The organism is Zhihengliuella salsuginis, assembly GCF_014651715.1.
Taxonomy (GTDB): Bacteria; Actinomycetota; Actinomycetes; order Actinomycetales; family Micrococcaceae; genus Zhihengliuella; species Zhihengliuella salsuginis.
In genome coordinates this window covers 13124-39105 of sequence record NZ_BMXK01000016.1, presented here as the reverse complement: position 1 = coordinate 39105, position 25982 = coordinate 13124, and the positions used below count along the sequence as shown (strand labels likewise).

The window sequence follows — 25982 nt, the reverse complement described above, 5'->3', positions numbered from 1 at the left end:
ACGAAGACCCTTTGAACGCGAGGTTCCAGTCCTACGAAATGGACCGGCCCTACTACATACCGTCTAGGACGAGACCAAACTCAACGAGCGGGCCCGGCACGAGAAAGCCCTGCTGGTCGTCGACCAGCAGGCGACCATCGGAGTCCTGCCTGTCGCGGTCGCCCAGGCCGCCGGGGTCATGGCCGGTTACCTGCCCGGACTCGTCGTGCGCCGCATCGCCGGCCTGCACCCCGGTGAAGCCAAAACCGACGCCCCGGACGCGCTGATCATCGCCGAAGCCGCCCGCACCATGCCACACACCCTGCGCTTGATCGAGGTCGCCGACGAGCACGTCGCCGAGTTGGCCGTGCTCTGCGGATTCGACGACCACCTGGCCCTAGAACGCGTCCTCGGCCAGCACCTGAACCACCCGGCGATGCCGATGTTCGTCCGGTCGCGGATGAGGTCGCGCTCGAACTGGGCGAACGCGCCGGCGACGTGCAAGACCAGGCGCTCGGTCGCGGGGGTGTGTCGATCGATTCCGTGAGGCTGGTGAAGTCGACGCCGCGGTCTCCCAGCTCGGTGACGATGGCCAGCAGATCCTGGCGTGAGCGGCCGAGCCGGTCGAGCCTCCAGACGACCAGGGTGTCACCGGGGTTCAGGTGGCCCAGGGAAGCCTCGAGCTGCGGCCGCAGCCGGCGGTCGCGAGGGCGTCAGTCTGCGCGGTCGTCTGCTGGTCGGCGGTCGAGACCCTCGTGTAGCCGATCAGGTTCCCGGCACGGGGTTTCGTGGCGGACTCCATGGCCATTAACCTAGCGGACCGGGTTGCGGCGGCACAGGTTTGGGCCGTAGGTGTCAGCCACTCGCTGGGCGGTGTGTCGCCGGCGCCCAGATTCCGGGCCGAAACCGGTCGTTTTTGGGCAGCTAGCAACGAGCTGCCTCTACCGCTGACTGCGTCCCAGTCCTGCCCTCCCTCGAGGGCCGCCGCGGCATCGAGGGCATCTTGATCGTCACGAACACCGGGTTGCTCTCCGCAGCCAACCTGAAGGCCATTGAGGACGCAGGCTTCTGGTTCATCGTCGGCTCCCGGATCACGAAAGTACCCTGTGGCCTGACCGAGTACAGCTAGTCGCGCTCCTCGACCCCCTCATACGACTCATCTGCCAAGATAGAGTCGAGTTTGGCGGCGATCGCGTCAGATGACAAGACTCTTGGCCTTCGAACGATGCTGCACATCAGGTGGTCGTCGTCAATAGACCACTTGATCAAGTCCGCCGCTCCCCAAATCTCACTCCTCAGGAGCGGCCTGTCGGCCTGAGGCACCGTGAAGCTCCCGTCTGCTTTGAGGTCGACATAGAAACCCTCCTGCTTCGCCTGGTTGTCCTCTAGGGCGACCCGCTTCAAGTAAGCAACCACAATCTCGGGGGCATGGGCCCGCACCAATTCGATATCTACGGGCTCACTGTTGCCTGGGACTTCTAACACCGTGGTGTAGTAGTCGATCGCTGCCATCAGTTTCGCGTTGTGAGCACGCCACTGTGCATGCAGTTCAGGGACTTTGCGGGGCGTCTCGTCGTCGCCGTACCAGGCGTTCCAGAAGGCTTTGCGGACCCAGATCGCTTTGCCGGCTTCTTCCTGGGCTAGGACGACCAGCGACTGAGCACGCGGCGAGGGGAAGAGTACGTCCGCCTCGACGACAAGCTGCGCAGCGTTGTCTAGGAGCGCCAGCCAGAGGGCGCGCGCAGCGGCCGGGGCCATGGTCGTCATGTCACCATCCTAGGGCCCACGAGCGAAGCACATTCCCCCCTCAAGTCACGCCATCTACTTAGGGTCGAACGTTTCCTCAGCTACCAGTCACCATGCTCTCGTCACTATGAGCTGATGACGTTTCCCGCTTTACGATGTCCGACGGTCGGGAGCGGTGTTCAACAAGAAGAAAGTTCACAACACTGACAGTTAGGTCTCGGATGAACGTCGCCTCGGGCATGCTCATGGATGCCATTTCTGTTCGCCCGTGACCAGATCCCTGATCGTTGCGAACTTTGCGTACGGCCTCTGCGATTTTGGGGACTGCCTGGTTGAGGGTGGCCAACGCTTTCGACGCCTCATTGTCCACGTCTGCGGGACGGGTGCTGATCCCCGCGTGCGTCATGGCTCTCCTGACAAGCGCTTCGACCGACTCATCCGGTCGGCAGGTCTGATGCCGTTCCACCAGGACAAACTTGGCCGCCGCTTCAAGTGCATCTTTCGCCGCTCCCAGCATCAAGGAAATATCGTCGCCGGATTTCCGAAGCCGCTGGATTTGCTTCTCCATCGCTTCCCTACCCCCCGTCTGCACGTCTATTTCGCCCCGCGAGGAGAGATCGCCAGTGTCGCCGACCTCCCAGCCGACTTTGGCCAGCTGCGTGCGTAGCTCAGCCACCATCCCCTGCGTCCCCGTGTCCGACGATTCAAAGATCCGCTTGGTGGCGAGCGCATTTGCCAGGGCCCCAATCAGCGCTTCTACGCGCCCGTCAGCATCGCCTACAACTTGGCTAAACGCATTCATGATGCGTTTCGGTTTGGAGATGGACCGAGACTCCTCCTCTCGAGGTGACAAGACTCCAGCTCGCCTAAACGCGATGTCCATATCGCTATGCGTTGGCGGCGATTCCGCCGCAAAAATGTCGGCGAACGCCGCTTCCACTGCCCATAGGTCCTCACTGGTCATATGACAAGTATGCGCACAGCATCAGCGCATCTTGGGGCGGCGCTTCGCTTCTGTGCCGGAACCGGCCGGTTTAGGTCGGTGAGCGACCACAACCCTTCCCGACGCCTACTGTCTTACGATATGTCATACTTGTGTACATGAATACACTTCGTGTGCATGTCCATAACCCGGGCGAAAGCCCAGATAGGAGGGTTGCCCCATGGCGACCATCACCATCAGAGTCCCAGACGAGACTCGAAATCGACTAGAAGCCGCAGCTGAATCCCAGGGAGTTAGTTTCAGTGACTACATTCGCGGAGCACTTGATACCCACCTGAGCCTTGAGCGGTCAGAAGAAATCGGCACCGGCAGGCGCGAGGGCGACGAGGAAATCAACCTGTCGCACTTCGAGCGGAAGGTGCTCCAGCTCCTGCACCGCAACCTGCTCGCCTCCCAGGGCCTGCTCAACGATCAGTACTTCGATGAAGGCTCGGAAGTCCGTGCACTCAAGGTTCTGGAGAACGGATTCGCCGGCGAGTACTCCGAAGAGTTCACGGACATCAATGCGCCCATGACCAAGGCCGAGTGCACTCTGGTGTGGGACGTCCTCGACATGTTCCGCGTGATCGAGAACAGCGTGAGACAGCTGGGAGAGGATGGATGGGGCCAAGTCCAGGTGGTTGAAGCTGAGCGCTACGGCACCTTCAAGGGATTCGACTTCAACGACTCCCTGGAGAGTCGCCTGGCCAACTACGTGGAGTTCCTCGTCAAGGCCGGCCGCTGGGAAGAGCAGAAGGAGGCACTCAGTCGGGAGAACGATTTCGGCAACTCACACAGGAGGATGCTCCCGACATACAGGGCTATGCTGCGAGTCTTCAAGCCGACGTGGCAGCAGGCCCTTCGTGGCGGAGCCACTTCGGGTTGTCTGAGCCGAGAACAGGTGACCGAGATTTTAGCAGCAGCTCCTGGCGCTGAGAAGCGGGCCTAGTCACCTCTGCCGTGCACGTAGAACTATGCGCAGCCGATAACTCCATACTCCTCGAGCCGTCCAACAGTGGTTCTCCTGGTGCCAACACCGGCCGGAGAGAGCTGCTATTGGGCGGCTCGTCGCGCTTCTCCGGTACACCCCAAGTCGATCTACCTCACGAAAAATGCATGAAGAAATTTCCGAGTCCGCCCGCTAGCCGAACTGACACGCCGCACCTCTGCCGCCTGGCCCCAGTGTCCCTAGCGGTATCGCAGGGGTATCGCACGGTATCGCCATATGGAATCGTCACGACATCGCAAGATGGCACCTAAGTGCGTACTTAGATTCCACAAGTAGCGCATTATTGATCCGCCTCGTAGTGTATGCTTCTGGCTATGAGTACCGAGAACCCTTTTGGACACCTTGTCAACGAGGCCCCCATTACACCCGCTGAGACGCGTCGGGAACTGTTTACGAACGCCAAGAGGGGGTATGCGCGCATTCAGAAGAATTTCGTGCAGAACCCAGAGCGCGTTGAGAATCGTGGTTCGGTTCTAGGGAAGATGGTCACCGACCGCAAGGAGCGCGCGCTTGAGCTGCTGCTGACGATTCATGCCCTCGAGCCGATCCTGGAAGGGAGCCCACTCCCCATCGGTACGTGGGCGCGGCTCCTCAGTTCCGAGAAGCGTCCGTGCAGTTCGAGGACTATTCGGGAAGCCTTGCGGTACCTGTCAGGTGCGAACCTGCTTCAAGTCCCCGGACAAGGCGAATCTCCCGAGATTGTCCTCCTCCGCGAAGACGGTTCCGGTCGGCCGCCACTCAAGACCGGCGCTGCCCTCCCCGCGGAGACTCAGGGAAATGGCTTCTTCACGATTCCGTTCACGTTCTGGACCGAGGGGCATATCGACACGCTTCGCCTTCCGGGCAAAGCCATGCTGCTGATGATGCTGCGGGACACCAACGACCCGAAGGGCAAGACGACGTTCACCGTTCCAGTCGAACGCGCCCAGGCCTGGTACGGCATCAGCGAACGCACCGCAGAACGAGGATACGGGGAACTGTCCAGGCATGGTCTCATCGCTAGTCATGTGCAGAAGGTTGCCGACGCCCGTAGCCCGGTCGGCTACCGCGCGGTGCATCACCGCGCCCTGCTCGGTGACTACAGCACGGCCCATCGCGAACAGCTCCGCAAGGAAGCAAACGCGGCCGCGAAAGCCAAGGGGTGAGGCGTCCAAGTGCGACGTTCCCCTGGTGTAAGACTCAAGATGTCCCCATTGGGGATGCCGCCCCGGTCCTGGGGTTAAACGAGATCGGACCCGCGCCAACGGGTCCGATCTCGCTGGCAACAGTGGCTGCTGCCGCTGCCTGGAAGCATGTCCAAGCGGTTATGACAACCCCAAGATATGCCCCAGGACGAGCCTGGGTCAATCGGTGTGCTCCATATTCGGGGCCGCCACTCAGGTTCTGCGATAGCGGCCACCTTCCGAAAGGAGAGTGGTTCCTGTGCGCAAGAACAAGGAACTGACCGATTCGAAGATGCCGCAGATTCATGAGTACATCAGGATGGTTATCGCCATCGGGGTGCGACTGATGGAATCGACCGACTTCTTCGGCTAGGTCTATCTTGAGGGGCGCCGGAGGAGTCCTCCGGCGCCCCTCACCGTTTGCCATCCCCAACTGTGGTGCGACACGCGAGGTAGCGTGCTGGGCCTGGCGCACCTGCCGAGCGATCCGCCGTCAACCGTCAGACGAGGAATTTTCACGTCGGATAAGGTGTGACGCTTTGTCCTAATCAGACAAGGCGTCACACCTTATCCGGTGGCCGGATACCTGCGTAGTCGCTGGTGCACGGTCGGGGTCGCTATGCCAGTAGCGTCAGCAATGGACCAGGCAGACACATCGTCCTGCGCCAACAGACTCCGGGCGCGGTCGGACCACGCCTGAAAGTCGTAGGCGACTTCCTCCAGCCACGCGGCCTCGCTGGCCGTGAGTTCGCGGCCCCGGCGAGCTTGCCGCTGACTCATGCGCTTAGCCATCGTGGCAGGCGCCCACTGGCCGCGTTGGGCGATTTGGCGGGATGCTTCCGTGGCCTTTCGGGTGTCTCGGACTTCCTCGACATTGGCGATGGCGTCGCGGTCTGTAGCAATGGTGCGCAGCCGGTCCGACAGATCAGCACTGGCGAGCCTTGACGGCGTGCGAGTCCGTGCCTCTGCCGGTAGTCGGCGGCTGTACGGATGCCGTGCCTGTACCGGGCGTGAGTGGCCAAGAATTGCCACGCCTGCCCGCACTCGTGGCAGATCAACAGGCCTTCCTCGTCGGTGTCGATGATCCCGTACCGGCCGTGCCCGTCTGGATCGCCCACCTTCATCAGCCCTGCGGCCCGTCGATGAGGTCGTATTCCTGGTCTAGGTCGCGTACTGCGTAGTCGAGCCATTCGTCATAGCTCATGGGCTCGAAGAACGAACTACGCTTCGGCCGCGGAATACGCCACGGTTTTATCCCCCAAAACGCAAACGACCGCGCGTGACAGCGCCGGCGACTACAGCACGAAGTAGCCGACGATCCCCGCCCCGACGACCGCGGCCCAGGCCGGCACGTTCCACGCCCGCTGCGCCACGAACACCGCGATCGCCACAGCCAGCGTCGCCGCCGACGTGATGCCCGCGGTGAACACCGGGTCGTACAGCGCGGCCGCGAGGATCCCGACGACGACCGCATTCACGCCCATCAGCGCCGACCGGGCGCGCGGGGCGCTGCGCAGCCGGTCCCAGAACGGCAGCGCCCCGACGGCCAGCAGCGCGGCCGGGAGGAAGATGGCGAGCAGCGCGATCGCGGCACCGAGCAGGCCGGTGGGCCCCGTCGTCGTGCTGCCGCCGAGGTAGCCGGCGAACGTGAACAGCGGGCCGGGTACCGCCTGGGCGGCGCCGTAGCCGGCGAGGAACGTGTCGTGCGCGACGAGCCCGTTCGGCACCGTCTCCGCCTCGAGCAGCGGCAGCACCACGTGGCCGCCGCCGAAGACGAGCGCGCCGGCCCGGTAGAACGTGTCCGCGAGCTTGAGCGCGGCGTCGCCGGTCGCGGCCGCGGCGATCGGCAGGCCGGCGAGCAGCGCCCCGAAGAGCGCGAGGGCGCCCGCGCCGACCCGGCGGCTGACGCGGATGCCGAGCCCGCCGCCGTCGTCGTCCGCCGGCCCCGGGCGAAGCCACGCGAGGCCGGCGAGCGCACCCGCGGCGATCACGGCGACCTGCACCGCCGGGTGCGGGACGAGCAGCACGACGACGGCGCCGGCCGCCGCGATGGTGGCCCGCCGCGCGTCCGGCGTCAGAGTCTTCGCCATGCCGAGCACGGCCTGCGCGACGACGGCCACGGCCGCGGCCTTCAGCCCCTGCAGCCAGCCGGTTCCGGCGGCATCGCCGAACGCCGCGACGCCGAACGCGAAGGCCACCAGGATGAGCGCCGAGGGCAGCGTGAACGCGAACCAGGCGGCGATCAACCCGCCGATCCCGGCGCGCTGCAGCCCGAGCGCCATGCCGACCTGGCTCGAGGCGGGGCCGGGCAGGAACTGGCACAGCGCCACGAGGTCGGCGTAGGCGGCGTCGGACAACCACCGGCGGCGCTGCACGAACGCCTCGCGGAAGTAGCCGAGGTGGGCGACGGGCCCGCCGAAGGAGGTCAGGCCGAGCTTCAGGAACGCGGCGAAGACCTCGGCGACGGTCCCGGGGTGTGCGGTGCCGGGGCTCTGGTCTCCGGGCGTGGTGCCCGCGGTGTCTGCGCTCATCCGATCATCTTCGCCGACGCGGCACCGGCGGTCCACAACGGCGAGGTGAACACCAGATCCGAATCATTCCGGGTCCGCCGGCCGCCCGCTCGCCCGGGCCCTCGCCGCCTCCACCGTGCGAGACGCTTGGCCCGATGGTTCGAGTAGTGTGAAAATCGTTCGCCCGCCGCATCAGGCCCCCGTCCCCCAAGGAGCAGCCGCCGTGACCCACGCACCCGCCAGCCTGGCCGAGATCAACCGGCTCATCGGTTTCGACACCACCAGCAGGGGCTCCAACCTGCCGCTGATCGAGCACGTCGTCGGCCAACTCCGCTCCGCCGGCATCGAATCCACGCTGATCCACAACGCCGAGGGCACCAAGGCCAACCTGCTGGCCACGTTCCCCGCCGCCGACGGCTCGACGACGGGCGGCACGGTCGTCTCGGCGCACACCGACGTCGTGCCCGTCGACGGGCAGGACTGGTCGAGCGACCCGTTCGCGCCCGAGGTCCGCGACGGCCGCCTGTACGCGCGCGGCAGCGCCGACATGAAGTCCTTCCTCGGTGTCGCCGTCGCGAAGATCCCGGACATGGCCGCCCGGCCCCTCGCGGAGCCGATCCACCTGGCGCTCTCCTACGACGAGGAGGTCGGCTGCGTCGGCGCGGTCTCCCTCGTGGACGCGATCGTGGAGGCCGGCCTCGAACCCACGGGCTGCGTGGTCGGCGAGCCCACGAGCATGCGGATGATCCGCGGCCACAAGTCCGTCAACGTCCTGCAGGTGCACTTCCGCGGCGTCGCCGCCCACTCGTCGCTGCCCACCGAGGGCGTCAACGCGATCGCGCACTCCGCGGAGTTCGTGCGCTTCGTCCACGGCGTCGCCGCCGAGTTCGCCCAGGACGGCCCGTTCGACGACGGCTACCTCGTCCCCTACACCACCACCACGGTCAACAGGATCGACGGCGGCATCGCCGTGAACACCATCCCCGCGGACTGCACCGTGACCTTCGAGTTCCGCTCGATCGCCGCCGTCGACCTGCAGGAGCTGATCGGGCGCTTCCGTGCCGAGGCCGAGCGGATCGGCGCGCTCATGCGCGAACAGAACGACGACGCCGGCACCGAGTTCACGATCGTCTCCACGGCGCCGGGCCTCGAGACCGCGGACGACGCCGGGATCATCTCCCGGGTGGTCGAGTGGGGCGCCGACGACAGCACCGGCAAGGTCACGTACGGCACCGAGGCGGGGCTCTTCTCCCGCGCGGGCATCCCCACCGTGGTGTGCGGCCCGGGCGACATCGCCCAGGCGCACGCCCCGGACGAGTTCATCGAGCTGGACCAGATCAACCGGTGCGAGTCCTTCTTCGACCGGCTCATCTCCGCCCACCGCGCCTGAGCGGTCCCAGGTCCTGACAGGCCCCGCACAACGGGGCAGACTGGGCGCATGAGAGGTCGCACCGGGGCAGTCATCGGGACAGCGGGACTGCTCTGCGCCCTGGTCGCGTGCTCGCCCGGCTCCGCCCCCGCCCCGGAGACCCCGGGCACGACGGCGGGGGCGCCGTCGTCGTCCGCTCCGATCGAGGCCGGAACGGTCGCCGAGGGGCTGCAGGCTCCGTGGTCGATCGCGTTCCACGGCGAAACGCCGCTGGTCAGCGAGCGGGACACCGCGCGGATCCTGGAACTCGACGCGGACGGCGAGGCGCGCACGGTCGGCGCGATCGCAGGCGTCGCGCCGCGGGGAGAAGGCGGCCTGCTCGGCATCGCCGTGCACCGGGACTTCCTCTACGCCTACTCCACCGCCGGCGGGGAGAACCGGATCGAACGGTATCCGTTGACCGGCGAGGCCGGGGAGCTCGCCCTCGGGCCGGCCGAACCGATCCTCGCGGGCATCCCCGCGGCGCGGATCCACAACGGGGGCCGGATCGCGTTCGGACCGGACGGGATGCTCTACGCCACCACGGGCGACGCCGGCGAGGGCGCGAACGCGCAGGATCTCGGCTCGCTCGCCGGCAAGATCCTGCGCATGACCCCGGACGGGGGCGTCCCGGACGACAACCCGTTCGACGGCTCTCGGGTCTACAGCTACGGTCACCGCAATCCGCAGGGGCTCGCGTGGGACGACGGCGGCGCCCTGTACGCGAGCGAGTTCGGGCAGAACACCTGGGACGAGCTCAACGTCATCGAGCCCGGCGGGAACTACGGCTGGCCCGAGGCCGAGGGCATCGCGGACCGGGCGGGCTTCGTCGACCCGGTCCAGGTGTGGGAACCGGCGGAGGCGAGTCCCAGCGGCATCGCGATCGCGGACGGCTCCCTCTTCATCGCGAACCTGCGCGGCGAGCGCCTCCGCGAGGTCCCGCTGGACGGCCTCGAGTCCTCACGCGAGCACTTCGCCGGCCAATACGGGCGGCTGCGGGACGCCGTCGCCGCGCCGGACGGCTCGCTGTGGCTGATCACCAACAACACGGACGGACGCGGCGCTCCCACCGCCGGCGACGACCGCATCATCGCCGTGGACCCCGGCCACCCCTGACCGGCGCATCCGAGCTCCCCATCGGGGTACCGCACGCGGGAACCGGCGCGCACACTGGGAAGCGGGGGGGAATGACCAGGAGGAGGCCACCATGCAGAATGGAGAGGAACCCACCACGGAGGAGCTGGCCGACCGCGTGTTCCAGGCGGCGCTCGGCACGATCGACATCTTCTCGATCCACCTCGGAGACCGGCTCGGCTGGTACCGGAGCCTGGCCGACGACGGCCCGGCCACTGCGGACGAGCTCGCATCCCGCACCGGGACCCACCCGCGCTACGCCCGCGAGTGGCTGGAGCAGCAGGCGGTGACCGGGCTGCTCGCCGCCGACGAGGGCGATCCGCGCCGTTTCACCCTGCCGGCCGCCGGCGTCGAGGTCTTCACCGGCGAGCAGAGCGAGAACTACCTGGCCCCGCTGGCGCGCATGTTCATGGCCGCGGCCGCGCAGGCGCCCGCGCTCGTGGAGGCGTACCGGACCGGCGGCGGCGTCGGGTGGGAGCATCTCGGCCCCGACGGGCGCGAGTCCCAGGCCGACATGAACCGGCCGTGGTTCGAGAACCGGCTCGCCGGCGCCCTGCAGTCCACCCCGGACGCCGATGCGCTCCTGCGGCCCGACGGGGCGCAGATCGCCGACGTCGGCAGCGGCGCGGGCTGGTCCACCATCGCCCTGGCGCGCGCCTACCCGGGCGCCCGCCTCCACGGGTACGACGTCGACGCCGCCTCCGTGGAGCTGGCCCGCCGCAACGCCGGTGCCGATCCGTCGGTGGCCGGCCGGATCGCGTTCTCGCTGGCGGACGCCGCCGACCTGCCCGAGGCCCGCTTCGACGCGGTGTTCGCCTTCGAGTGCCTGCACGACATGCCGCAGCCGGTGGAGGTCCTCGCCGCGGCGAGGCGCTCGCTGCGCCCGGGCGGCGCCGTGATCGTCATGGACGAGGCGGTCGCCGACGAGTTCACGGCCCCCGGCGACGACGTCGAGCGCCTGATGTACGGGTTCAGCCTGGGCGTCTGCCTGCCTGACGGCATGAACCACCGGCCGACGGCGGCGACCGGGACCGTGATCCGCCGTCGCGTTCTCGAGGGCTACGCCCGGCAGGCCGGCTTCACGAGGACCGACGTGCTGCCCATCGAGGACTTCGGGTTCTGGAGGTTCTACCTGCTGCGCGGCTGAGTACCCTCCTCCCAGAGGTGCTCGACGCCGATGACGGACTCGAACACCGCTTGGGAGATCGGCTGTCCCGCGCGGATCACGCTGAGCGCCCCCGACGGTTCGAACACCACCGCGCCGACCTGGGACGGGTGGGAGACGCCGGCGAGGCGCAGCCGCGAATCGAGCTCGAGGTGCGTGACGTGGCACCGGCGCATGTGCGGCTCGATCACCTCGGGGCCCGCCATCAGCAGCACCGGACGGTTGACGATCAGGGCCGAGCCGAAGCGCGTGCGCCGCAGGAGCCCGGAGATCGCCTGCAGCCCCACGAGCGTCACGAGTGCGACGACGCCGCCGCCGAGGCGGGGCGAGTCGCCCAGCGCGGCGCGGGCGATGATGCCGCCGAACGCGATCACGGCGGCGAGGTCGTAGCTGGACATGCCGGAGAGCATGCGCTGGCCGAGGAGCCGGACCAGCACGATCAGCGCGATGTACATCCCGATCGTGGCGAGCGCGACCGCGCCGGCCTCCAACCACGTGATTCCCAGCAGTTCCGTCACTTCGCGCTTCCTCCCTCGTCGGATCCCAGTCTACGAGGACGGTCCCGGTGGGCTGCCGGCGACCTCGGCGGCCGCAGTACTCCGCCGTCGGATGCCCCTCCAGAACGCAAAGAACGCCCCGGTCGGAACCGTGTATCACGGTCCCGACCGGGGCGCAGGCGGTGGGCCCTGCGGGGCTCGAACCCGCGACCAATGGATTAAAAGTCCAGTGCTCTACCAGCTGAGCTAAAGGCCCGTGGTCCTTCGGAAAGAACCGCGGTCCATGCTACCGCACACGCGCCGCCGGCCGCTTCGACTACTCCCCGAGCAGGGCCAGCGGCACCACGGCCACGCCGTCCGCCCGGCGGTACGCGCGGCTCCCGGAATAGAGGACCACGAGGCCCACGACCCGTTCACCAAGTTGATCGCGCAGCCAGTGCAGATGCTTGACGTCCCGGTCCTCGATCCAACCGGCAAGCTTGACTTCGACCCCGAGCACCTGCCCCTCGGGACCGCTGACGATGAGGTCGACCTCGTGATCTCCGTTCTGCGTCCGCAGGTGGCCCACGGCCGCATCGGCCCCGTGCGCGGCGACTCGAACGGTCAGCGCCGCGAGGGACTCGAAGAGCGGGCCAGCCATCACCGCGCCACGCTCGTTGCCCAGGTCGCCGGCCGTCAGGCCGAGCAGACGGGCCGCGAACGCCGGGTCGGCGAGTTGATGCTTCTCGCGCATGGCCAGGCGTCTGAACGGGTTGTTCAGCGCGGGCGCCCACGCGGGGATCCGGTCCAGCAGCCACAACTGCGTCAAGTGGTCCCGGTAGGCGATGGTCGTCGTCTTCGCGGGCTGGGCGCCGTCCCCGCCGGTGGTCGCGTCCAGTATCCGCGAGTAGGCGGTGCAGGTCGACGACGCCGCCGCGTAGGCGGCCAGCCAACGCCGAAGGGTCTCCGGGCTGCGCAACGTGTAGCCCTGGTCCGGAAGATCCCCGTCGACAACCCGGGTCAGGTACGCGTCGAGTCGTCGCTGTGCTCCACGCATCGGCACCGACTGCAAGTCGGGCAGGGCGCGGAGACTCACCGTCGTCGTATGAAGCACCCGCTCGTAGAGCCCCATCGGGCGCATGCGGACCGACATGATCCGCCCCGCTCCCGAATGCGTCCCACGACCCGGCGCGGGCGTCGCGCTGCCGGTCAGCAGGAAGCGTCCGGGCACCGCCCCGTCGTCGACCTGCCGGCGCACGGAGTCCCAGGCCTCCGGCAGGTGCTGCCACTCGTCGATCAGGAGGATTCCGTCGGCTGCGCCGGCGAAGTGCATGTCGGCCTTCAGCGCTTGAAGCTGTGCAGGAACGGAGCACTACCAATCGCAGGACACGAACCCTACGTTTCGCAGGAGCGCGACGACGGCGCGCTACGCGTCCGCGCCCGCTCTTGCCGCGCCCATCGCTTGTGCCCGCCACCGGGAGTATCCTGAGCCGCATGAATGCGAACCCAGCACGCCAGCACCAGGACGCACCGTTCCGGCACCACAAGCCGAAGCCGTTCGCGCCCATGGACTTCGAGCCGTTCGCCGGCGGCCCGGACCCGGCCCGCGTCTCCGAGGCGGCGCACCTCGCGGCCCAGGCCCTGGTCCACCACGGCCGGGGCTCGGAGGATCCGCAGGTCACCGAGCGCCTCGTGAAGCTCGCCGACAAGGAGGGCCTGGAGGCGGTCGCCGAACTCTGGTCGGAGAGCCCCGCGCACACCCTGCCCGGCGCCCTCTGGAGGCTGTACGCGCTGCGCGCCGCCGTCGTGAAGGATCCCGATCGCATGGCCTCCTACTTCGCCTCCGGCCGCCAGACGGCCCAGGTCTCCCACGCGGTGGCGGGCGCCGCGGAGCCGCCCGGCGCGACCGAACTGCGGACCATGGCCGACTCGATCCTCTCCGGGGCGTTCGACGGCGAGTTCGACGTCGCCCTCGAGCGGACGGCCGCCTTCTGCCGCGTCATCGCCCTCGGACAGGCCCACCACGCCCACGACCTCGAAACGGGCAACGAGGCGCACGCGAGAAAGCTCACACGCGACGCCGGCCAGCTGATCAAGACCGCGGAGGACCTCGAGTCCTCGGCGAAGATGTGGCGGCGCGGGGAACTCGATTGATCGCGCAGGCGTGTTGACACCGGCGCGAACGAGGAGAAGACTGGAGATCGGCGCCGGACCGCGGTGACCCCCGGGCTTCAACAATAAGCCGCTTCGAGCGGCCTTCCGCCGAGAGGCGTTCCCGGTTCGGCGCCGTTCACACCGCCTGCATGGCCAATCGCCACCGAGAGTCGGATCTCAATCCTCCGGATCGGCGACCGCGGGTCACTTCCGGCACGTATGATGTTGACGATTGCTCCCCTCGCATCACAACGGCGGTCTAACCAGTGAAATTCAGTCTCTTCCCGCAGGAGACCCGCGGCCTTCAGCTGCTGGGCGACCTCTGCACCAACATCCAGGACTGCGTGCAGGTCCTCTCCGAGATCCTCGGCGTCCTCACCGAGGACAACGAGTCGCAGCTGGCCGCCCTCGAGCGCGCCGAGATGGAAGCCCTCGACACCCACTACGCGCTCCTGACGCACCTCCGCACCAGCTACGTCACCCCGGTGCCCCGCGAGGACCTCTACACGTTCTCCCGCCTGCTGCACGACACCGTCGGCGAGCTGCGCAGCGTCGGCGAGATGATGACCAACGGCGACCTCAAGTGGATCTCCCACCGGGCGGCGGAGCAGCTCGAGCTCGTCGGCCGGCAGGCCAATCTGACGACGACGGCGCTCGGCAGCCTGGACCGGCTCGACGACCTCGAGGACACCTGGCTGCAGTTGATGCGGCTGAACAAGCGGGTGGGCCGCACCCACCACGCCTGGGTCGGCGAGATCGCCGACCTGCAGCGCACGGCGACGATCATCCGCCACCGGGTGGTCGCCGACCAGATGCTCGCCGCCTGCACGCGGCTGCACGCGGTGGCGGACCATCTGGGCCGCGTCCTCGTCAAAGAGTCCTAGCCGCCCATGGAGACCGCCCTCTTCGTCCTGGTCATCGTGTGCGCCTGCGGTTTCACGATGCTCAACGGCTTCCGCGACGCCGCGAACTCGATCGCCGGCGCCGTCCGCACGGGCGCGCTGAAGCCGCGCATCGCCGTCGTCGGGGCCTCCGTCTTCGCGTGCCTCGGGACGCTGCTGTCGACGTCGTTCTCCGCGGCCCTGCTGGACGCGGCCTCGTTCGAATACCACTCGCCCGGTTCGGGCCTCGGCCTGCTGCTGGCGGCGATCGTCGCGGCGACGGGGTGGCTCCTCTGGGCCTGGATGCGCGGCATCCCGCACTCGTCGACGCACGCGCTCTTCGCCGGACTCGCCGGCGCCCTGCTCGCGTCCGCCCTGCTGCACCCGGAGGAGCCGATGGGCGTGCCGCTCCTGCTGCTGGGCGGCGTGCTCATCCCGACGATCGTCACCCCGCTGGTCGCGTTCCTGGTGTCCTTCGTCGCCACGATCCCGGCCACGTGGTTCATGCGCCATTCGACGTCGTCGCGCGTCACCCGGGTCAGCCGCGGCGCGCAGGCGGTCACGTCGCTCGCGGTCTCGCTGGGCAACGGCCTGCAGGACGGGCAGCGCAACGCGGCCCTGCTCACCTTCGCGTTCGTGATCTACTCCGGCACGACGACGGACGCCGCCATCCCGTGGTGGGCCCCCGTGGTGGCGGCGCTCTGCATGGGCCTGGGGGCCCTCGGCGGGGCCTGGCGGATCACCCACACGATCGCCTACCGGCTGGTGCGCTTCGACCCCCTGCGCGGCGCGACAGCCCAGGGCGTCTCCGCGCTCCTGCTGTTCGCGGGCGCGATGATCCTGCACCTGCCGTTGTCCACGACTCAGGCGGTCACGAGCTCGATCGTCGGCGCGGGTGCCAACCAGAGGTTCGAATCGGTGATGTGGACGAACGTCCTGCGCGTGGCCAGCTACTGGCTCACGGGTCCGATCATCTGCCTGGGGCTGGGCTGGGTGCTGTTCCTGGCGCTGCACCCGCTGGTCGGCTGATCCCGGCCGCTTATTCCGGCAACTGGAGGGCGCCGCGTCCGACGGAACGGGGTTAAACGGAACGGCGGGCGCCCACCGTGGTGAGCACCCGCCGTCGATCCCCCTCAAGATCCCCCGAAGGTCCCCCTTCAGGGCCACCCCCTGCAGTGTCCGTTCGCCACCGCAGGGAAGCTGTGAAATTCGTTCGGTCTATCCGAAGCGGCCGGAGACGTAGTCCTCGGTCGACTTCTCCTGCGGGTTGTTGAAGATCTGCGACGTCTCGGCGTACTCGATCAGCTTGCCCGGCTTGCCGGTGCCCGCGATGTTGAAGAACGCCGTCTTGTCGGAGACGCGCGCCGCCTGCTGCATATTGTGGGTCACGATGACCACCGTGTACTGCTCCTTGAGCTCGGAGATCAGATCCTCGACGGCCAGGGTCGAGATCGGGTCGAGCGCAGAGCACGGCTCGTCCATGAGGATGACCTCCGGCTCGACCGCGATGGTGCGCGCGATGCAGAGTCGCTGCTGCTGGCCGCCGGAGAGGCCGGAGCCCGGCTTCTCGAGACGGTCCTTGACCTCCTGCCAGAGGTTGGCCCCGCGCAGCGACTTCTCGACGACGGCGTCCGCGTCGCCCTTGGAGATGCGCTGGCCGTTGAGCTTCAGGCCGGCCAGGACGTTCTCGCGGATGGTCATCGTCGGGAACGGGTTCGGGCGCTGGAAAACCATGCCCACGTTCGAGCGGACGGCGACCGGATCGACGCCCGGGGCGTAGATGTCGTCGCCGTCGAGCAGCAGCTTGCCCTCGACGTGGGCGCCCGGAAGGACCTCGTGCATGCGGTTGAGCGTCCGCAGGAAGGTCGTCTTGCCGCAGCCGGACGGACCGATGAAGGCCGTCACGGACTTCGGCTCGATGGTGATGTCGACGTCGGCGACGGCACGGAATTTGCCGTAGTAGACGTTCAGGTCGATGGCGTCGATGCGCTTTGACATGTTGTTCCTTAGTGAAAGTCTCGAGGGGGTGCTTAGCGGCCGGACTTCTTCGGGGCGAAGGCCTTGGCAATGAATCGGGCGAGAAGGTTCAGCAGCATCACGATGATGATCAGGACCAGAGCCGCCGCCCAGGCGCGCTGTTCGGAGGCATCGGGTGCGGACGGCGCCGTCGGGAACATCATCTGCCGGTAGATGTACACCGGGAGCGACATCATCCAGTCCTGGAAGAGGTTCCAGTTGGTCTGGATCGCGACACCCGCGGTGACCAGGATCGGGGCCGTCTCGCCGATGACGCGGGCGATGGCCAGTGTCACGCCGGAGGCGATGCCGGAGATGGACGTCGGGATGACGACCCTGAGGATCGTGCGCCACTTGCGGACGCCGAGCGCGTAGGACGCCTCACGCAACTCGTTGGGGACCACGCGCAGCATCTCCTCGGTGGAGCGGACGACCACGGGGATCATCAGCACGGAGAGCGCGAGGACCGCGGAGAAGCCCATCACGTTGGTTCCCGGTCCGACGAGGGTCATCATCAGGCCGGCCGCGAACAGACCGGCGACAATCGACGGGATGCCCGTCATGACGTCGACGAAGAACGTGATGGCCTTCGAGAAGAACCCGCCGCGACTGTATTCGACGAGGTAGATGGAGGTCAGCAGGCCGATCGGCACGGAGATGACGGTGGCGCCGATGGTGATCAGCAGGGATCCGACGAGGGCGTGGGCCACGCCGCCGAGGACGCTGGTGCCCTCGTTCACGCTCTGCTGGTCGACGGCGCCGGTGATCCCGAGCATGTCGGAGGCCAGGAAGCCCGGTGCGAGCAGGCCCGGCAGGCCGATCGACAGCACGGTCCAGAGGACGGAGACCAGCGGCAGCAGGGCGATGACGAACGCGCCGAAGACCAGGTTGGTCCACAGCCCGTTCGTCGCCTTGCGGCGGTTCTCCAGGACCACCGTCGAGACGTACATCGAGGCGACGTAGAGGACGGCGGTCAGCACGGCCCAGCCGGCGACGTTGAAGCCGATCAGTGCCAACACGGCGGCCGCGACGACGGCCGAGCCGGCCAGGCAGGCGGCCCACGTCCATCGGGGTTTCTGGCCCACCGTCAGACGGGAGCGGCCCTTGTTCTCGAGGTCGGTTTTCACGTTGGTGGTCATCAGTTGGCTCCCGAGAATTCCTTGTGGCGGCTGACGATCCAGCGCGCGATCATGTTGACCACGAGGGTGATGACGAAGAGGACGAGACCGGCCGCGATGAGCTCGTTCTGGCGCATGCCGAACGCCTCGGGGAAGTTGAGTGCGATCTCCGCGGGGATCGTCTGGTTGCCGGCCGAGATGAGATTGGCCGAGAGCACGCCCGGGGACAGGACCAGGGCCACGGCCATGGTCTCGCCGAGGGCGCGGCCGAGGCCGAGCATGACAGCCGAGACGATGCCGGCACGGGCGAACGGGAAGACGGCCATCTTCACCATCTCCCAGCGCGTGGCGCCGAGGGCCAGAGCGGCCTCCTCGTGGAGCTTCGGCGTCTGCACGAAGATCTCGCGGCACATGCTCGTGATGATCGGCAGGACCATCACGGCGAGCACGACCGACGCGGTGAACAGCGTGCGGCCCGTCTGGGAGTAGCCGCCGGCGAAGATCGGGATCCAGCCGGCGTTCTCGGAGAGCCACCGGTAGGCGGGCACGAGGAGCGGGCCGAGGAAGGTCATGCCCCACGCGCCGTAGACGACCGAGGGGATCGCAGCGAGCAGGTCGATGACGTAGCCGATCGGCTGGCTCAGATGCTTCGGCGAATAGTGGGAGATGAAGAGGGCGACGCCGACGGCGACCGGTGTGGCGAGCAGGAGGGCGACTCCGGAGGCGATGAGCGTGCCGACCATCATCGGCCCGACGTAGCTCCAGAAGCTCGTCTTGCCGTTGGTCAGTTCGCCCTCGCCGGCGGTGAGGGCCGGGAGGGATTCGACGACGAGGTAGAGCGCGACGAAGGCCAGGATGGCCAAGATCACGATGCCCGCCGTCAGGGCGATTCCGGAGAAGATCTTGTCTCCGGCGCGGCCGCCTGCCGACTTGGGGTCGTGCAGGGCGGACTGCTGAGTCGTGGTTGTCACAGGAATCCTTCGAACGGTAGGAGTGACGTGGACGGACGGACCGGCCGGTGGGGCTCCGGTCCTACTGTACTGCGCACGCGGAATGGTCTCCGAGGCGGAGGGAGTGCCGCGGAGACCATTCGTGCGCTAGGTGTTCGGCGTGGAGATGACCCGCCTGCTCAGCCCTGGACGCCGATTCCGGAGATCGACTCGAGTGCCTGCTCGCGCAGGGCCTCGGAGATCGGGGCGTTGCCGGCCGAGGCCTCGGCGGTCGACTGGCCGTCCTCGGAGACGACGTACTCGGCGAAGGCCTTGACGAGGTCCGCGGTCTCCTGGTCGGCGTACTCGTTGCAGTAGATGTGGTACGAGACGAGGACGATCGGGTAGGTGCCCGCCGCGGTCGTCTCGCGGTCCAGCTCGACCGCCATGTCGTTCTCGGCTGCACCCTCGACGGAGTTGGCGTTCTCGACGGCCTTGGAGGCGGCCTCGGCGGAGTACGGGACGTACTCCTCGCCCACCTTGACGGCGACGGTGCCCAGGTCGCCGACGGCGGAGGCGTCGGAGTAGGTGATCGCACCATCGGTGGCGGTCACCTGGCCGACGACGCCCTGCGTGCCCTGGGCGTTCTCGGCGACGATCTCCTCCGGCCAGTCCTCGACGACGCCGTAGGTCCAGGTGTCCGCCGCGGCGGCGGCCAGGTAGTCGGTGAAGTTCTCGGTGGTGCCCGAGGAGTCGGCGCGGTGGACCACGGTGATCGGGGTGTCCGGCAGCTCGACGCCGTCGTTCTGGGCGGCGATCGCCTCGTCGTTCCAGTTGGTGATCTCGCCGGTGAAGATCGCGGCGATGGTCTTGGCGTCCAGGTTCAGGGTGTCGACACCCTCGAGGTTGAAGGCCACGGCGACCGGGGAGATGTAGCCCGGGATGTGGAAGGCGCCGTCGGGGCCGCACTGGTCCTTCGAGGACTCGAGCTCCTCGGCGTCCATCGCGGCGTCGGAGCCGGCGAAGACGTACTGGCCGGCCAGGAAGCCCTCGCGGCCCGAACCGGAACCGACCGGGTTGTACTGGACCGTGGCACCCGACTGGACGCTGCGGAATCCGTCGACCCAAGCGGTCATGGCGGCCTCCTGCGAGGAGGCGCCGCCGCCGCTGATGGTGCCGGACAGCTCGCCGCCCCCGCCGGCGGTTTCGGAACCACCGGCGGTCGGGTTGTTCGAGCCGCCGCAGGCGGTCAGTGCCAGTGCTGCAACGGACAGAACTGCGGCAGTTTTGACGAAGCTCAGCTTCTTCACGTGCGTTCCCCTTGGATGATTGGTATCGAATCAGGACCGTTCTCGAAACTAGGCCCCGGAGGTAAAGCCTCCGGCCGTTAAAGGTGAACGCAGGGTTAACGGCACTTGCAAGTTGCACCTTGTGAGACCAAGATCACCTCCGGGAACTCTCATGCGAGACTATACGCGTGGGAATCACCGAGCATCTGGGCCGCAGCGCGCGCTTCACCAAGCGGCGCGCCCGCGTCGGCGCACTGCGCGTGAAGTCCTCGGCGTGGAAGATCCTGCAGATCACGGTGTGCGCGGTGGGCGCCTACTGGATCGCCGAGGAACTCCTGGGCCACCAGGGACCCCTGTTCGCCGCCACCAGCGCGATGATCGCCCTCGGCTTCGGCCACGACACCCACCTTCGCCGCACCGTCGAGGTCGCCGGCGGCTGCACGCTCGGCATCCTGGTCGGGGACCTCCTGGTGCACGCGTTCGGCGCGGGACTCTGGCAGGCCGCCGTCGTCCTCCTGATCTCCCTGACCATCGCGAGGTTCCTGGACTCCGGAACGATCTTCAGCACCCAGCTGGGACTCCAGTCCCTGCTCGTGGTGCTGCTGCCGGCGCCCGACGGCGGCGTGTTCACGCGCAGCCTCGACGCCGTGGTCGGCGGTCTGTTCGCGCTGCTGATCGCCCTGCTCACCCCCAAGAACCCGCGGCACGAGCCCGCCACCCAGCTCGAGAACCTGCTGGACGAATTCCGCGCCGTCCTGCGGGAGAGTGCGACGGCGGTGCGCACCTTCGATTCGACCCTCGCCTGGCACGCGCTGGTGCGGGCCCGCGGCACGCAGAAACGGGTGGACGAGCTGCCCGCGATGCTGCGCGGCGCCAACGAGATCGCCACCATGTCGCCCGCCTACCGCGGGCAGCGCGGGGAGCTGAAGCGGATCGCGCGGGTCGCCGAGCAGACCGACCTCGCCGTGCGCAACGTGCGCGTCATCGCCCGGCGGCTGGCGGCGGCCATCACGCACGGCGCGGTCGGGACCGCGGACGCCGAGGCGCTGTCGACCTACTTCGATTCGCTCGCCGACGCGATGACCCCGCTCAAGGCATCGGTCGCGGAGACGAGCGCAGCCGCGCGGTCGCGGGCCGAGCGCACGGCCCGGGTCGAGCTCGCCGACTGCGCTGCCCGGCTGGATCCCCGGGAGTTCGGCGTGACCGGCGTCGAGTGCGAGTCGCTCATCATGCTGCTGCGGCCGATGACCGTCGACCTGTTGGAGGCCGCAGGGCTCGAGCACGAGGAGGCGCGGGGCTATCTGCCGAACCTTTGATGCGGGTGGCAGCGGATAGAGTCGGGGCCATGGCGAGCAAGTCTTCAACACGCAGCAAGTCCCCCGGCTACCGGTGCGCCGAGTGCGGCTGGTCCACCGCGAAGTGGGTCGGGCGCTGCGGCGAATGCCAGGCGTGGGGCACGGTCGGCGAGATCGGCCAGGTCGGTGCCAGAACCAAGGCCGCGAGCGTGGCGGAGCCGGCGCCGGTCATCAGCGACGTCGACGCCTCGACGGCGCAGTTCCGGCCGACGTATGTCGGCGAGCTCGACCGCGTGCTCGGCGGCGGGCTGGTGCCGGGTGCCGTGATCCTGCTGGCCGGCGAGCCCGGCGTCGGCAAGTCGACCCTGCTGCTCGACGTCGCCTCCCGGGCCGCCGTCAGCGGCAACCGGGTCCTGTACGTCACGGGCGAGGAATCCGCGGCGCAGGTCAAGCTGCGCGGCGAGCGAATCGGCGCCATGGCGGACACGCTGCACCTCACCGCGGAGACCGACTTGTCGATGGCACTGGGGCACGTCGAAGCACTCTCGCCGGACGTGCTCATCGTCGACTCCGTGCAGACCCTCTCCTCCTCCGAGATCGAGGGCGCGGCCGGCGGCGTCTCCCAGGTGCGCGAGGTCGCCGCCTCGCTCATCAGCGCGGCGAAGAAGCGGGACATGACCACGATCCTCGTCGGCCACGTCACCAAGGAGGGGTCGATCGCCGGTCCGCGCCTCCTGGAACACCTCGTCGACGTCGTCTGCCAGTTCGACGGCGAGCGTCACTCCCGGCTGCGACTGCTGCGGGCGATCAAGAACCGCTACGGGCCGACCGACGAGGTCGGCTGCTTCGACCTGACGGAGAACGGCATCGTCGGCCTGTCCGATCCCAGCGGGCTGTTCGTGACCCGCACCAAGGACCAGGTCTCCGGCACGTGCATCACCGTCACGATCGAGGGCCGCCGCCCTCTGCTGGCCGAGGTGCAGGCGCTCATCTCGCCGACCTCCACCCCGCAGCCCCGGCGCGCCACCAGCGGACTGGATTCCTCGCGCACGGCCATGATCCTGGCGGTCCTGCAGGCCCGCGCCCGCATGGACCTGTCGCAGAAGGACTCCTACCTGGCCACCGTCGGCGGGGTGAAACTGTCGGAGCCGGCCGTGGACCTGGCCGCGGCCCTGGCGCTCGCGAGCGCGTTCATGGACAAACCCCTCTCGCCTCGAATGATCGCATTCGGCGAGGTCGGCCTGGCGGGCGAGGTACGGCCCGTGCCGGACATCAACCGGCGCATCAACGAGGCCGAGCGGCAGGGTTTCCAGTACGCGATCATCCCCTCCAGCCCCAACGGCCCCGGGGAGCTGCCGGAGGGCTTCCGGGTCCGCGCGGTCTCCACGGTCGCCGAGGCGCTCGGCGTCGTGTTTCCGGCACCGGCCGCGTAGGCCGTGCTCGCGTGCGCCTACACTGAGGAAAAGACACGCCCCGCCCGGCCATCGCACCCGAGGAAGAAACATGACCAAGAGCCCCGATGACGCGCTCCGCGCAACGCTGGCCCGCGTCGCGCCCGGGACGCAGCTGCGCGACGGCCTGGAGCGGATCCTGCGCGGGCGCACCGGCGGGCTGATCGTCCTCGGGTTCGACAAGACAGTCGACTCCATCTGCTCCGGCGGATTCGACATCAACATCGACTTCTCCCCCACCCGCCTGCGCGAGCTGGCGAAGATGGACGGGGCCATCGTGTGCGACAAGGACTCCTCCAACATCCTGCGCGCCGCCGTCCAGCTGGTCCCCGACCACTCGATCCCGACCCAGGAATCGGGTACCCGCCACCGCACGGCCGAGCGCGTCGCCATCCAGACCGGCTTCCCGGTCATCTCCGTGTCGCAGTCGATGCAGACCATCGCGATCTACGTCCATTCGATCCGGCACGTGCTCGAAGGCTCGGAGCCGATCCTGGCGAGGGCCAACCAGGCCGTCGCCACGCTCGAGCGCTACAGGATGCGCCTGGACCAGGTCACGAGCCAGCTCTCGTCGCTGGAGATCGAGGCCGTGGTCACGGTCCGCGACGTCGCCGTCGTCCTCCAACGCCAGGAGATGGTGCGCCGCATCTCCGAGGAGATCGCCCAGTACGTGCTCGAGCTCGGCGTGGACGGCCGCCTCCTCTCGCTGCAGCTCGACGAGCTCACGGCGGGGCTCGGCCCCGGCAGCGACGTGCTGCTGAAGGACTACTCCAAGAACGGCACGACGCCGGAGGCCATCGACGCCGCACTGTCGAAGCTGCGCCGCTTCTCTTCAGCCGAGATCGTCGACCTGAACAAGATCGCCCTGGTTCTCGGCTGCGCGACGCACCCCGACACCCTCGAGACCCCCCTGCGCCCCAAGGGCCACCGCCTGCTCGCGGGCATCAAGGCCCTCCCCCGCGCAGTGGCCGCCCGGCTGGTGGAGAACTTCGACGACCTCCAAGAGCTCATGGCGGCGAACATCACGGATCTGATGCACGTCGACGGCATCGGCGAGCAGCGCGCCAAGACCGTGCGGGAGAACCTCTCGAAGGTCGCCGAATCCAGCCTGCTCGACCGCTTCTCCTGACCGCGCGGCCGCAACCCGGGCAACCCGCGGGTTGGCCGCCCGGACCACTCCCGCGCTGCCCCAGGTGGCCCGCATCAACATCGAATTCCTGTTCGACTAGTTGTCCACACCCCTACCACAACTAGGTCATACATACTAAAATAGGGGTATGGCCATCGCACCCCCGTTCGAGACCCCGACACCGCCGGCCGAGCCGGCGGACCGGCTCCGTGCGGCCGCGGAACTCCTCGCCGGCACCTGCGATCCCGTGGCCGGGATGACGGACACGGACCTGGTCGAAGCAGTCCGGGCCGCGGAGGAACTGGGACGGCTCGTGGACGGATTCCGGGTCCGGGTCGCCGGCGAGGTCGACCAGCGTTCCCGGCGCGGACTCGGCGAGGACCCCCTCTCCGCCCGGCACGGGTGCCGGGCCCCGGCCGAGCTGCTCGAACGCCTCACCCAGGCGCCGGGGCCGGAGGTCCGCCGCCGGGCGGCCCTGGACGCCCGCACCCGCACCGGCTCCTCCCTGACCGGCCAGACCCTGCCGGCGGCGTTCCCCGACGTCGCCGACGCCCTGCACGCCGGGGCCATCGGCCTGGAGACCGCCGAACTGGTCACCGGGATGCTCTCCCGTATCGGAGGCCGGGCGGACCCGGCGGATACGGCCGCGGCCGAGACCGCGCTCGTGGCCGCCGCCACCGGAGGAGACACGGCACGGCCCGCCGGCGACGGCCCGGACGCCGCAGCAGAGACCGGGTCAGAGGGCGCCCGCGAGCTGCCCGCCGCAGCCGATGGTGCCGTGCGGCCGACGTTCGCCGAGCTGAAGATCCAGGCGCAGACGTGGCAGGCGTTCCTGGACCAGGACGGCCCCGCCCCGGACGCCGAACGCGCCGCCCGCGCCCGCGGCCTGACCCTCGGGCCGGTCCGCGGAGGACTGGTCCCGGTCCGCGGGCACCTGATGCCGGAGACCGCCTCCCAGCTGACCCGCCTGCTGGACGCGCACCTGAACCCCGCCGCCCAGAACAGCAAGACGGCTGACAGCCCGGACACGGCCGGCGAGGCCGGCCATCCGGCACCGGCCACCGGAGCAGTGGCCACAGAACCAGGGGCCGCGCAGGCCACCACCCCCGGGACCCCCGTCCCCGTGGTCCTCGATGAGCGCACACCCGCGCAGAAGCGCCACGACGTGCTCGCCTCCATCCTCTCCGCCGCCGCCCGCTCCACGCAGACCCCCACCCTCGGCGGAGACACCGCGACCCTGCTCGTGCACGTCAACGCCGAGGACCTGACCGACCCGGCCGGGATCGCGACCCTCGACGGCATCGACCTGCCCGCCCCCGCACGCATCGGACACCGGATCGCGTGCACCGGGGCCGTGCAGAAAATAGTCTTCGACCACACCGGACGGGTCATCGGGCTCGGCAGCAAGGAGAGGGTCTTCACCGCCCATCAGCGCCGGGCGATCACGGCCCGCGACGGCGGCTGCGTCATCCCCGGCTGCACGATCCCGGCGTCCTGGTGCGAGGTCCACCACGTGATCGAGCACGCCGACCGCGGCCCCACCCACACCGACAATGGGGTCCTGCTCTGCTGGTGGCACCACCACCACCTCGAGCAGTCCGGGTGGCAGATCCGCATGAACCAGGCCGTACCCGAGGTACGGGCACCGGCCTGGGCCGATCCGTCCGGCGGATACCGGCCGGCCCCGAACGCGATCACCCGCCGCAGCCGACACCACCGGCCAACACCGGCACCACCCGAGAACAGCGGCACCAGTGTGGGCGGCCGAGACCCGGGAAGAAAAACTTCACACGGCCCTGGCAGCAGCACGGGCGGCAGCACGAGCGAGCCCTGGCCCTGGAGCCTGGACCCCGGCCGACACCCCGCGGCAGACACCTCAACCCGCGCAGAAGAGACCAGCGATGGTGGCCGCGGTGATGGTGGCAGCGGCGATGCCACGCGCCGGGGCGAGACCGAAGACGAATTCGCCGCCCGCTGGGACGCAGCCGCGGCCCGGATCAAACCCGAGACCGCGGAAGAACGCCGCACCGCATGGAGCGCCCCCGACGATGAACCCCCGTGGACAGACGCCCCGGCCCCCACCACCGACAGCGACGACTGACGACGACGGTACGGGCTGACATGGGCCGGCCCGCGACAACGACAGTG

General features: G+C 68.6%; 22 protein-coding genes, 1 tRNA gene and 2 pseudogenes. 13 read left to right on the top strand and 12 right to left on the bottom strand.

Translation table 11 applies throughout. The features are described 5' to 3' along the window. Positions 1–67: 67 nt before the first annotated feature. Positions 68–418 (top strand): annotated as a pseudogene (locus IE069_RS14750) (IS110 family transposase); the annotation flags it as partial. A 53-nt stretch (positions 419–471) separates the two neighbouring features. Here the strand turns inward: IE069_RS14750 and IE069_RS15800 are convergent. From IE069_RS15800 to IE069_RS14735, 4 genes and pseudogenes are all read right to left on the bottom strand, one after another. Continuing rightward, positions 472–623 (bottom strand): annotated as a pseudogene (locus IE069_RS15800) (recombinase family protein); the annotation flags it as partial. Between the two features lie 14 nt (positions 624–637). Continuing rightward, positions 638–781, bottom strand: a complete 144-nt coding sequence (locus IE069_RS15700) for a hypothetical protein (protein ID WP_229791190.1) — start codon at positions 779–781, stop codon at positions 638–640. Positions 782–1104: 323 nt separating this feature from the next. Further along, positions 1105–1746: an AbiV family abortive infection protein gene (locus IE069_RS14740; protein WP_189351437.1), complete on the bottom strand. Its 642-nt coding sequence runs from the start codon at positions 1744–1746 to the stop codon at positions 1105–1107. A gap of 76 nt (positions 1747–1822) precedes the next feature. Next, the gene (locus IE069_RS14735) at positions 1823–2689 is read right to left on the bottom strand and encodes an abortive infection family protein (protein ID WP_189351436.1); all 867 of its coding nucleotides are present in this window, start codon (positions 2687–2689) and stop codon (positions 1823–1825) included. Positions 2690–2888: 199 nt separating this feature from the next. Here IE069_RS14735 and IE069_RS14730 point away from each other — a divergent pair, with 199 nt between their 5' ends. Next, a complete protein-coding gene (locus IE069_RS14730; protein ID WP_189351435.1) occupies positions 2889–3656 on the top strand; it encodes a YfbU family protein in 768 nt (255 codons plus the stop codon). Positions 3657–4030: 374 nt separating this feature from the next. After that, positions 4031–4861 carry a hypothetical protein gene (locus IE069_RS14725; RefSeq protein WP_189351434.1) on the top strand — a complete coding sequence of 277 codons (831 nt, stop codon included), beginning with the start codon at positions 4031–4033 and terminating at the stop codon, positions 4859–4861. A gap of 1313 nt (positions 4862–6174) precedes the next feature. Here IE069_RS14725 and chrA read toward each other — a convergent pair. Beyond that, positions 6175–7410, bottom strand: coding sequence for a chromate efflux transporter (gene chrA, locus IE069_RS14720; RefSeq protein WP_189351433.1), 1236 nt, complete (start codon positions 7408–7410; stop codon positions 6175–6177). Between the two features lie 202 nt (positions 7411–7612). Here chrA and argE point away from each other — a divergent pair, with 202 nt between their 5' ends. From argE to IE069_RS15760, 3 genes are all read left to right on the top strand, one after another. Then, on the top strand, positions 7613–8779 hold the full coding sequence (gene argE, locus IE069_RS14715; RefSeq protein ID WP_229791189.1) for an acetylornithine deacetylase: 1167 nt from the start codon (positions 7613–7615) through the stop codon (positions 8777–8779). A gap of 48 nt (positions 8780–8827) precedes the next feature. Beyond that, entirely contained in the window at positions 8828–9913 is a 1086-nt protein-coding gene (locus IE069_RS14710) for a PQQ-dependent sugar dehydrogenase (RefSeq protein WP_189351432.1), read from the top strand. A 91-nt stretch (positions 9914–10004) separates the two neighbouring features. After that, positions 10005–11078 carry a class I SAM-dependent methyltransferase gene (locus tag IE069_RS15760; protein ID WP_189351431.1) on the top strand — a complete coding sequence of 358 codons (1074 nt, stop codon included), beginning with the start codon at positions 10005–10007 and terminating at the stop codon, positions 11076–11078. Here the strand turns inward: IE069_RS15760 and IE069_RS14700 are convergent. From IE069_RS14700 to IE069_RS14690, 3 genes are all read right to left on the bottom strand, one after another. Next, on the bottom strand, positions 11060–11614 hold the full coding sequence (locus tag IE069_RS14700; RefSeq protein ID WP_189351430.1) for a DUF421 domain-containing protein: 555 nt from the start codon (positions 11612–11614) through the stop codon (positions 11060–11062). The two genes, IE069_RS15760 and IE069_RS14700, sit on opposite strands and share 19 nt — an antisense overlap. Before the next feature lie 162 nt (positions 11615–11776). Further along, positions 11777–11849, bottom strand: a tRNA-Lys gene (locus IE069_RS14695). Between the two features lie 60 nt (positions 11850–11909). After that, positions 11910–12905: an ATP-binding protein gene (locus IE069_RS14690; protein ID WP_189351429.1), complete on the bottom strand. Its 996-nt coding sequence runs from the start codon at positions 12903–12905 to the stop codon at positions 11910–11912. A gap of 161 nt (positions 12906–13066) precedes the next feature. Here IE069_RS14690 and IE069_RS14685 point away from each other — a divergent pair, with 161 nt between their 5' ends. From IE069_RS14685 to IE069_RS14675, 3 genes are all read left to right on the top strand, one after another. Continuing rightward, positions 13067–13726: a hypothetical protein gene (locus IE069_RS14685; RefSeq protein ID WP_189351428.1), complete on the top strand. Its 660-nt coding sequence runs from the start codon at positions 13067–13069 to the stop codon at positions 13724–13726. 266 nt (positions 13727–13992) lie between these two features. Next, positions 13993–14610, top strand: a complete 618-nt coding sequence (locus tag IE069_RS14680; protein WP_189351427.1) for a DUF47 domain-containing protein — start codon at positions 13993–13995, stop codon at positions 14608–14610. A 6-nt stretch (positions 14611–14616) separates the two neighbouring features. Next, positions 14617–15636 (top strand): inorganic phosphate transporter, encoded by a 1020-nt coding sequence (locus IE069_RS14675; RefSeq protein WP_189351426.1) that lies wholly within the window; start codon positions 14617–14619, stop codon positions 15634–15636. A 189-nt stretch (positions 15637–15825) separates the two neighbouring features. Here the strand turns inward: IE069_RS14675 and pstB are convergent, their stop codons facing one another. From pstB to pstS, 4 genes are all read right to left on the bottom strand, one after another. Continuing rightward, entirely contained in the window at positions 15826–16605 is a 780-nt protein-coding gene (gene pstB, locus IE069_RS14670; protein WP_189351425.1) for a phosphate ABC transporter ATP-binding protein PstB, read from the bottom strand. A 32-nt stretch (positions 16606–16637) separates the two neighbouring features. Next, the gene (gene pstA / locus IE069_RS14665) at positions 16638–17762 is read right to left on the bottom strand and encodes a phosphate ABC transporter permease PstA (protein ID WP_189351424.1); all 1125 of its coding nucleotides are present in this window, start codon (positions 17760–17762) and stop codon (positions 16638–16640) included. After that, positions 17762–18712, bottom strand: a complete 951-nt coding sequence (gene pstC / locus IE069_RS14660) for a phosphate ABC transporter permease subunit PstC (RefSeq protein WP_229791188.1) — start codon at positions 18710–18712, stop codon at positions 17762–17764. The genes pstA and pstC overlap by 1 nt, the downstream gene beginning before the upstream one ends. Before the next feature lie 158 nt (positions 18713–18870). Beyond that, complete coding sequence (pstS, locus tag IE069_RS14655) at positions 18871–19980, bottom strand: phosphate ABC transporter substrate-binding protein PstS (RefSeq protein ID WP_189351423.1); 1110 nt, start codon at positions 19978–19980, stop codon at positions 18871–18873. A 167-nt stretch (positions 19981–20147) separates the two neighbouring features. Between pstS and IE069_RS14650 the strand changes: the two genes are divergently transcribed. From IE069_RS14650 to IE069_RS14635, 4 genes are all read left to right on the top strand, one after another. After that, complete coding sequence (locus IE069_RS14650; RefSeq protein WP_229791187.1) at positions 20148–21275, top strand: FUSC family protein; 1128 nt, start codon at positions 20148–20150, stop codon at positions 21273–21275. A 29-nt stretch (positions 21276–21304) separates the two neighbouring features. Then, entirely contained in the window at positions 21305–22687 is a 1383-nt protein-coding gene (gene radA / locus IE069_RS14645) for a DNA repair protein RadA (RefSeq protein ID WP_189351422.1), read from the top strand. A 70-nt stretch (positions 22688–22757) separates the two neighbouring features. Further along, positions 22758–23834, top strand: a complete 1077-nt coding sequence (gene disA / locus IE069_RS14640; RefSeq protein ID WP_189351421.1) for a DNA integrity scanning diadenylate cyclase DisA — start codon at positions 22758–22760, stop codon at positions 23832–23834. 148 nt (positions 23835–23982) lie between these two features. Continuing rightward, positions 23983–25935, top strand: coding sequence for an HNH endonuclease signature motif containing protein (locus IE069_RS14635; RefSeq protein WP_189351420.1), 1953 nt, complete (start codon positions 23983–23985; stop codon positions 25933–25935). The last annotated feature ends 47 nt before the right edge of the window (positions 25936–25982 follow it).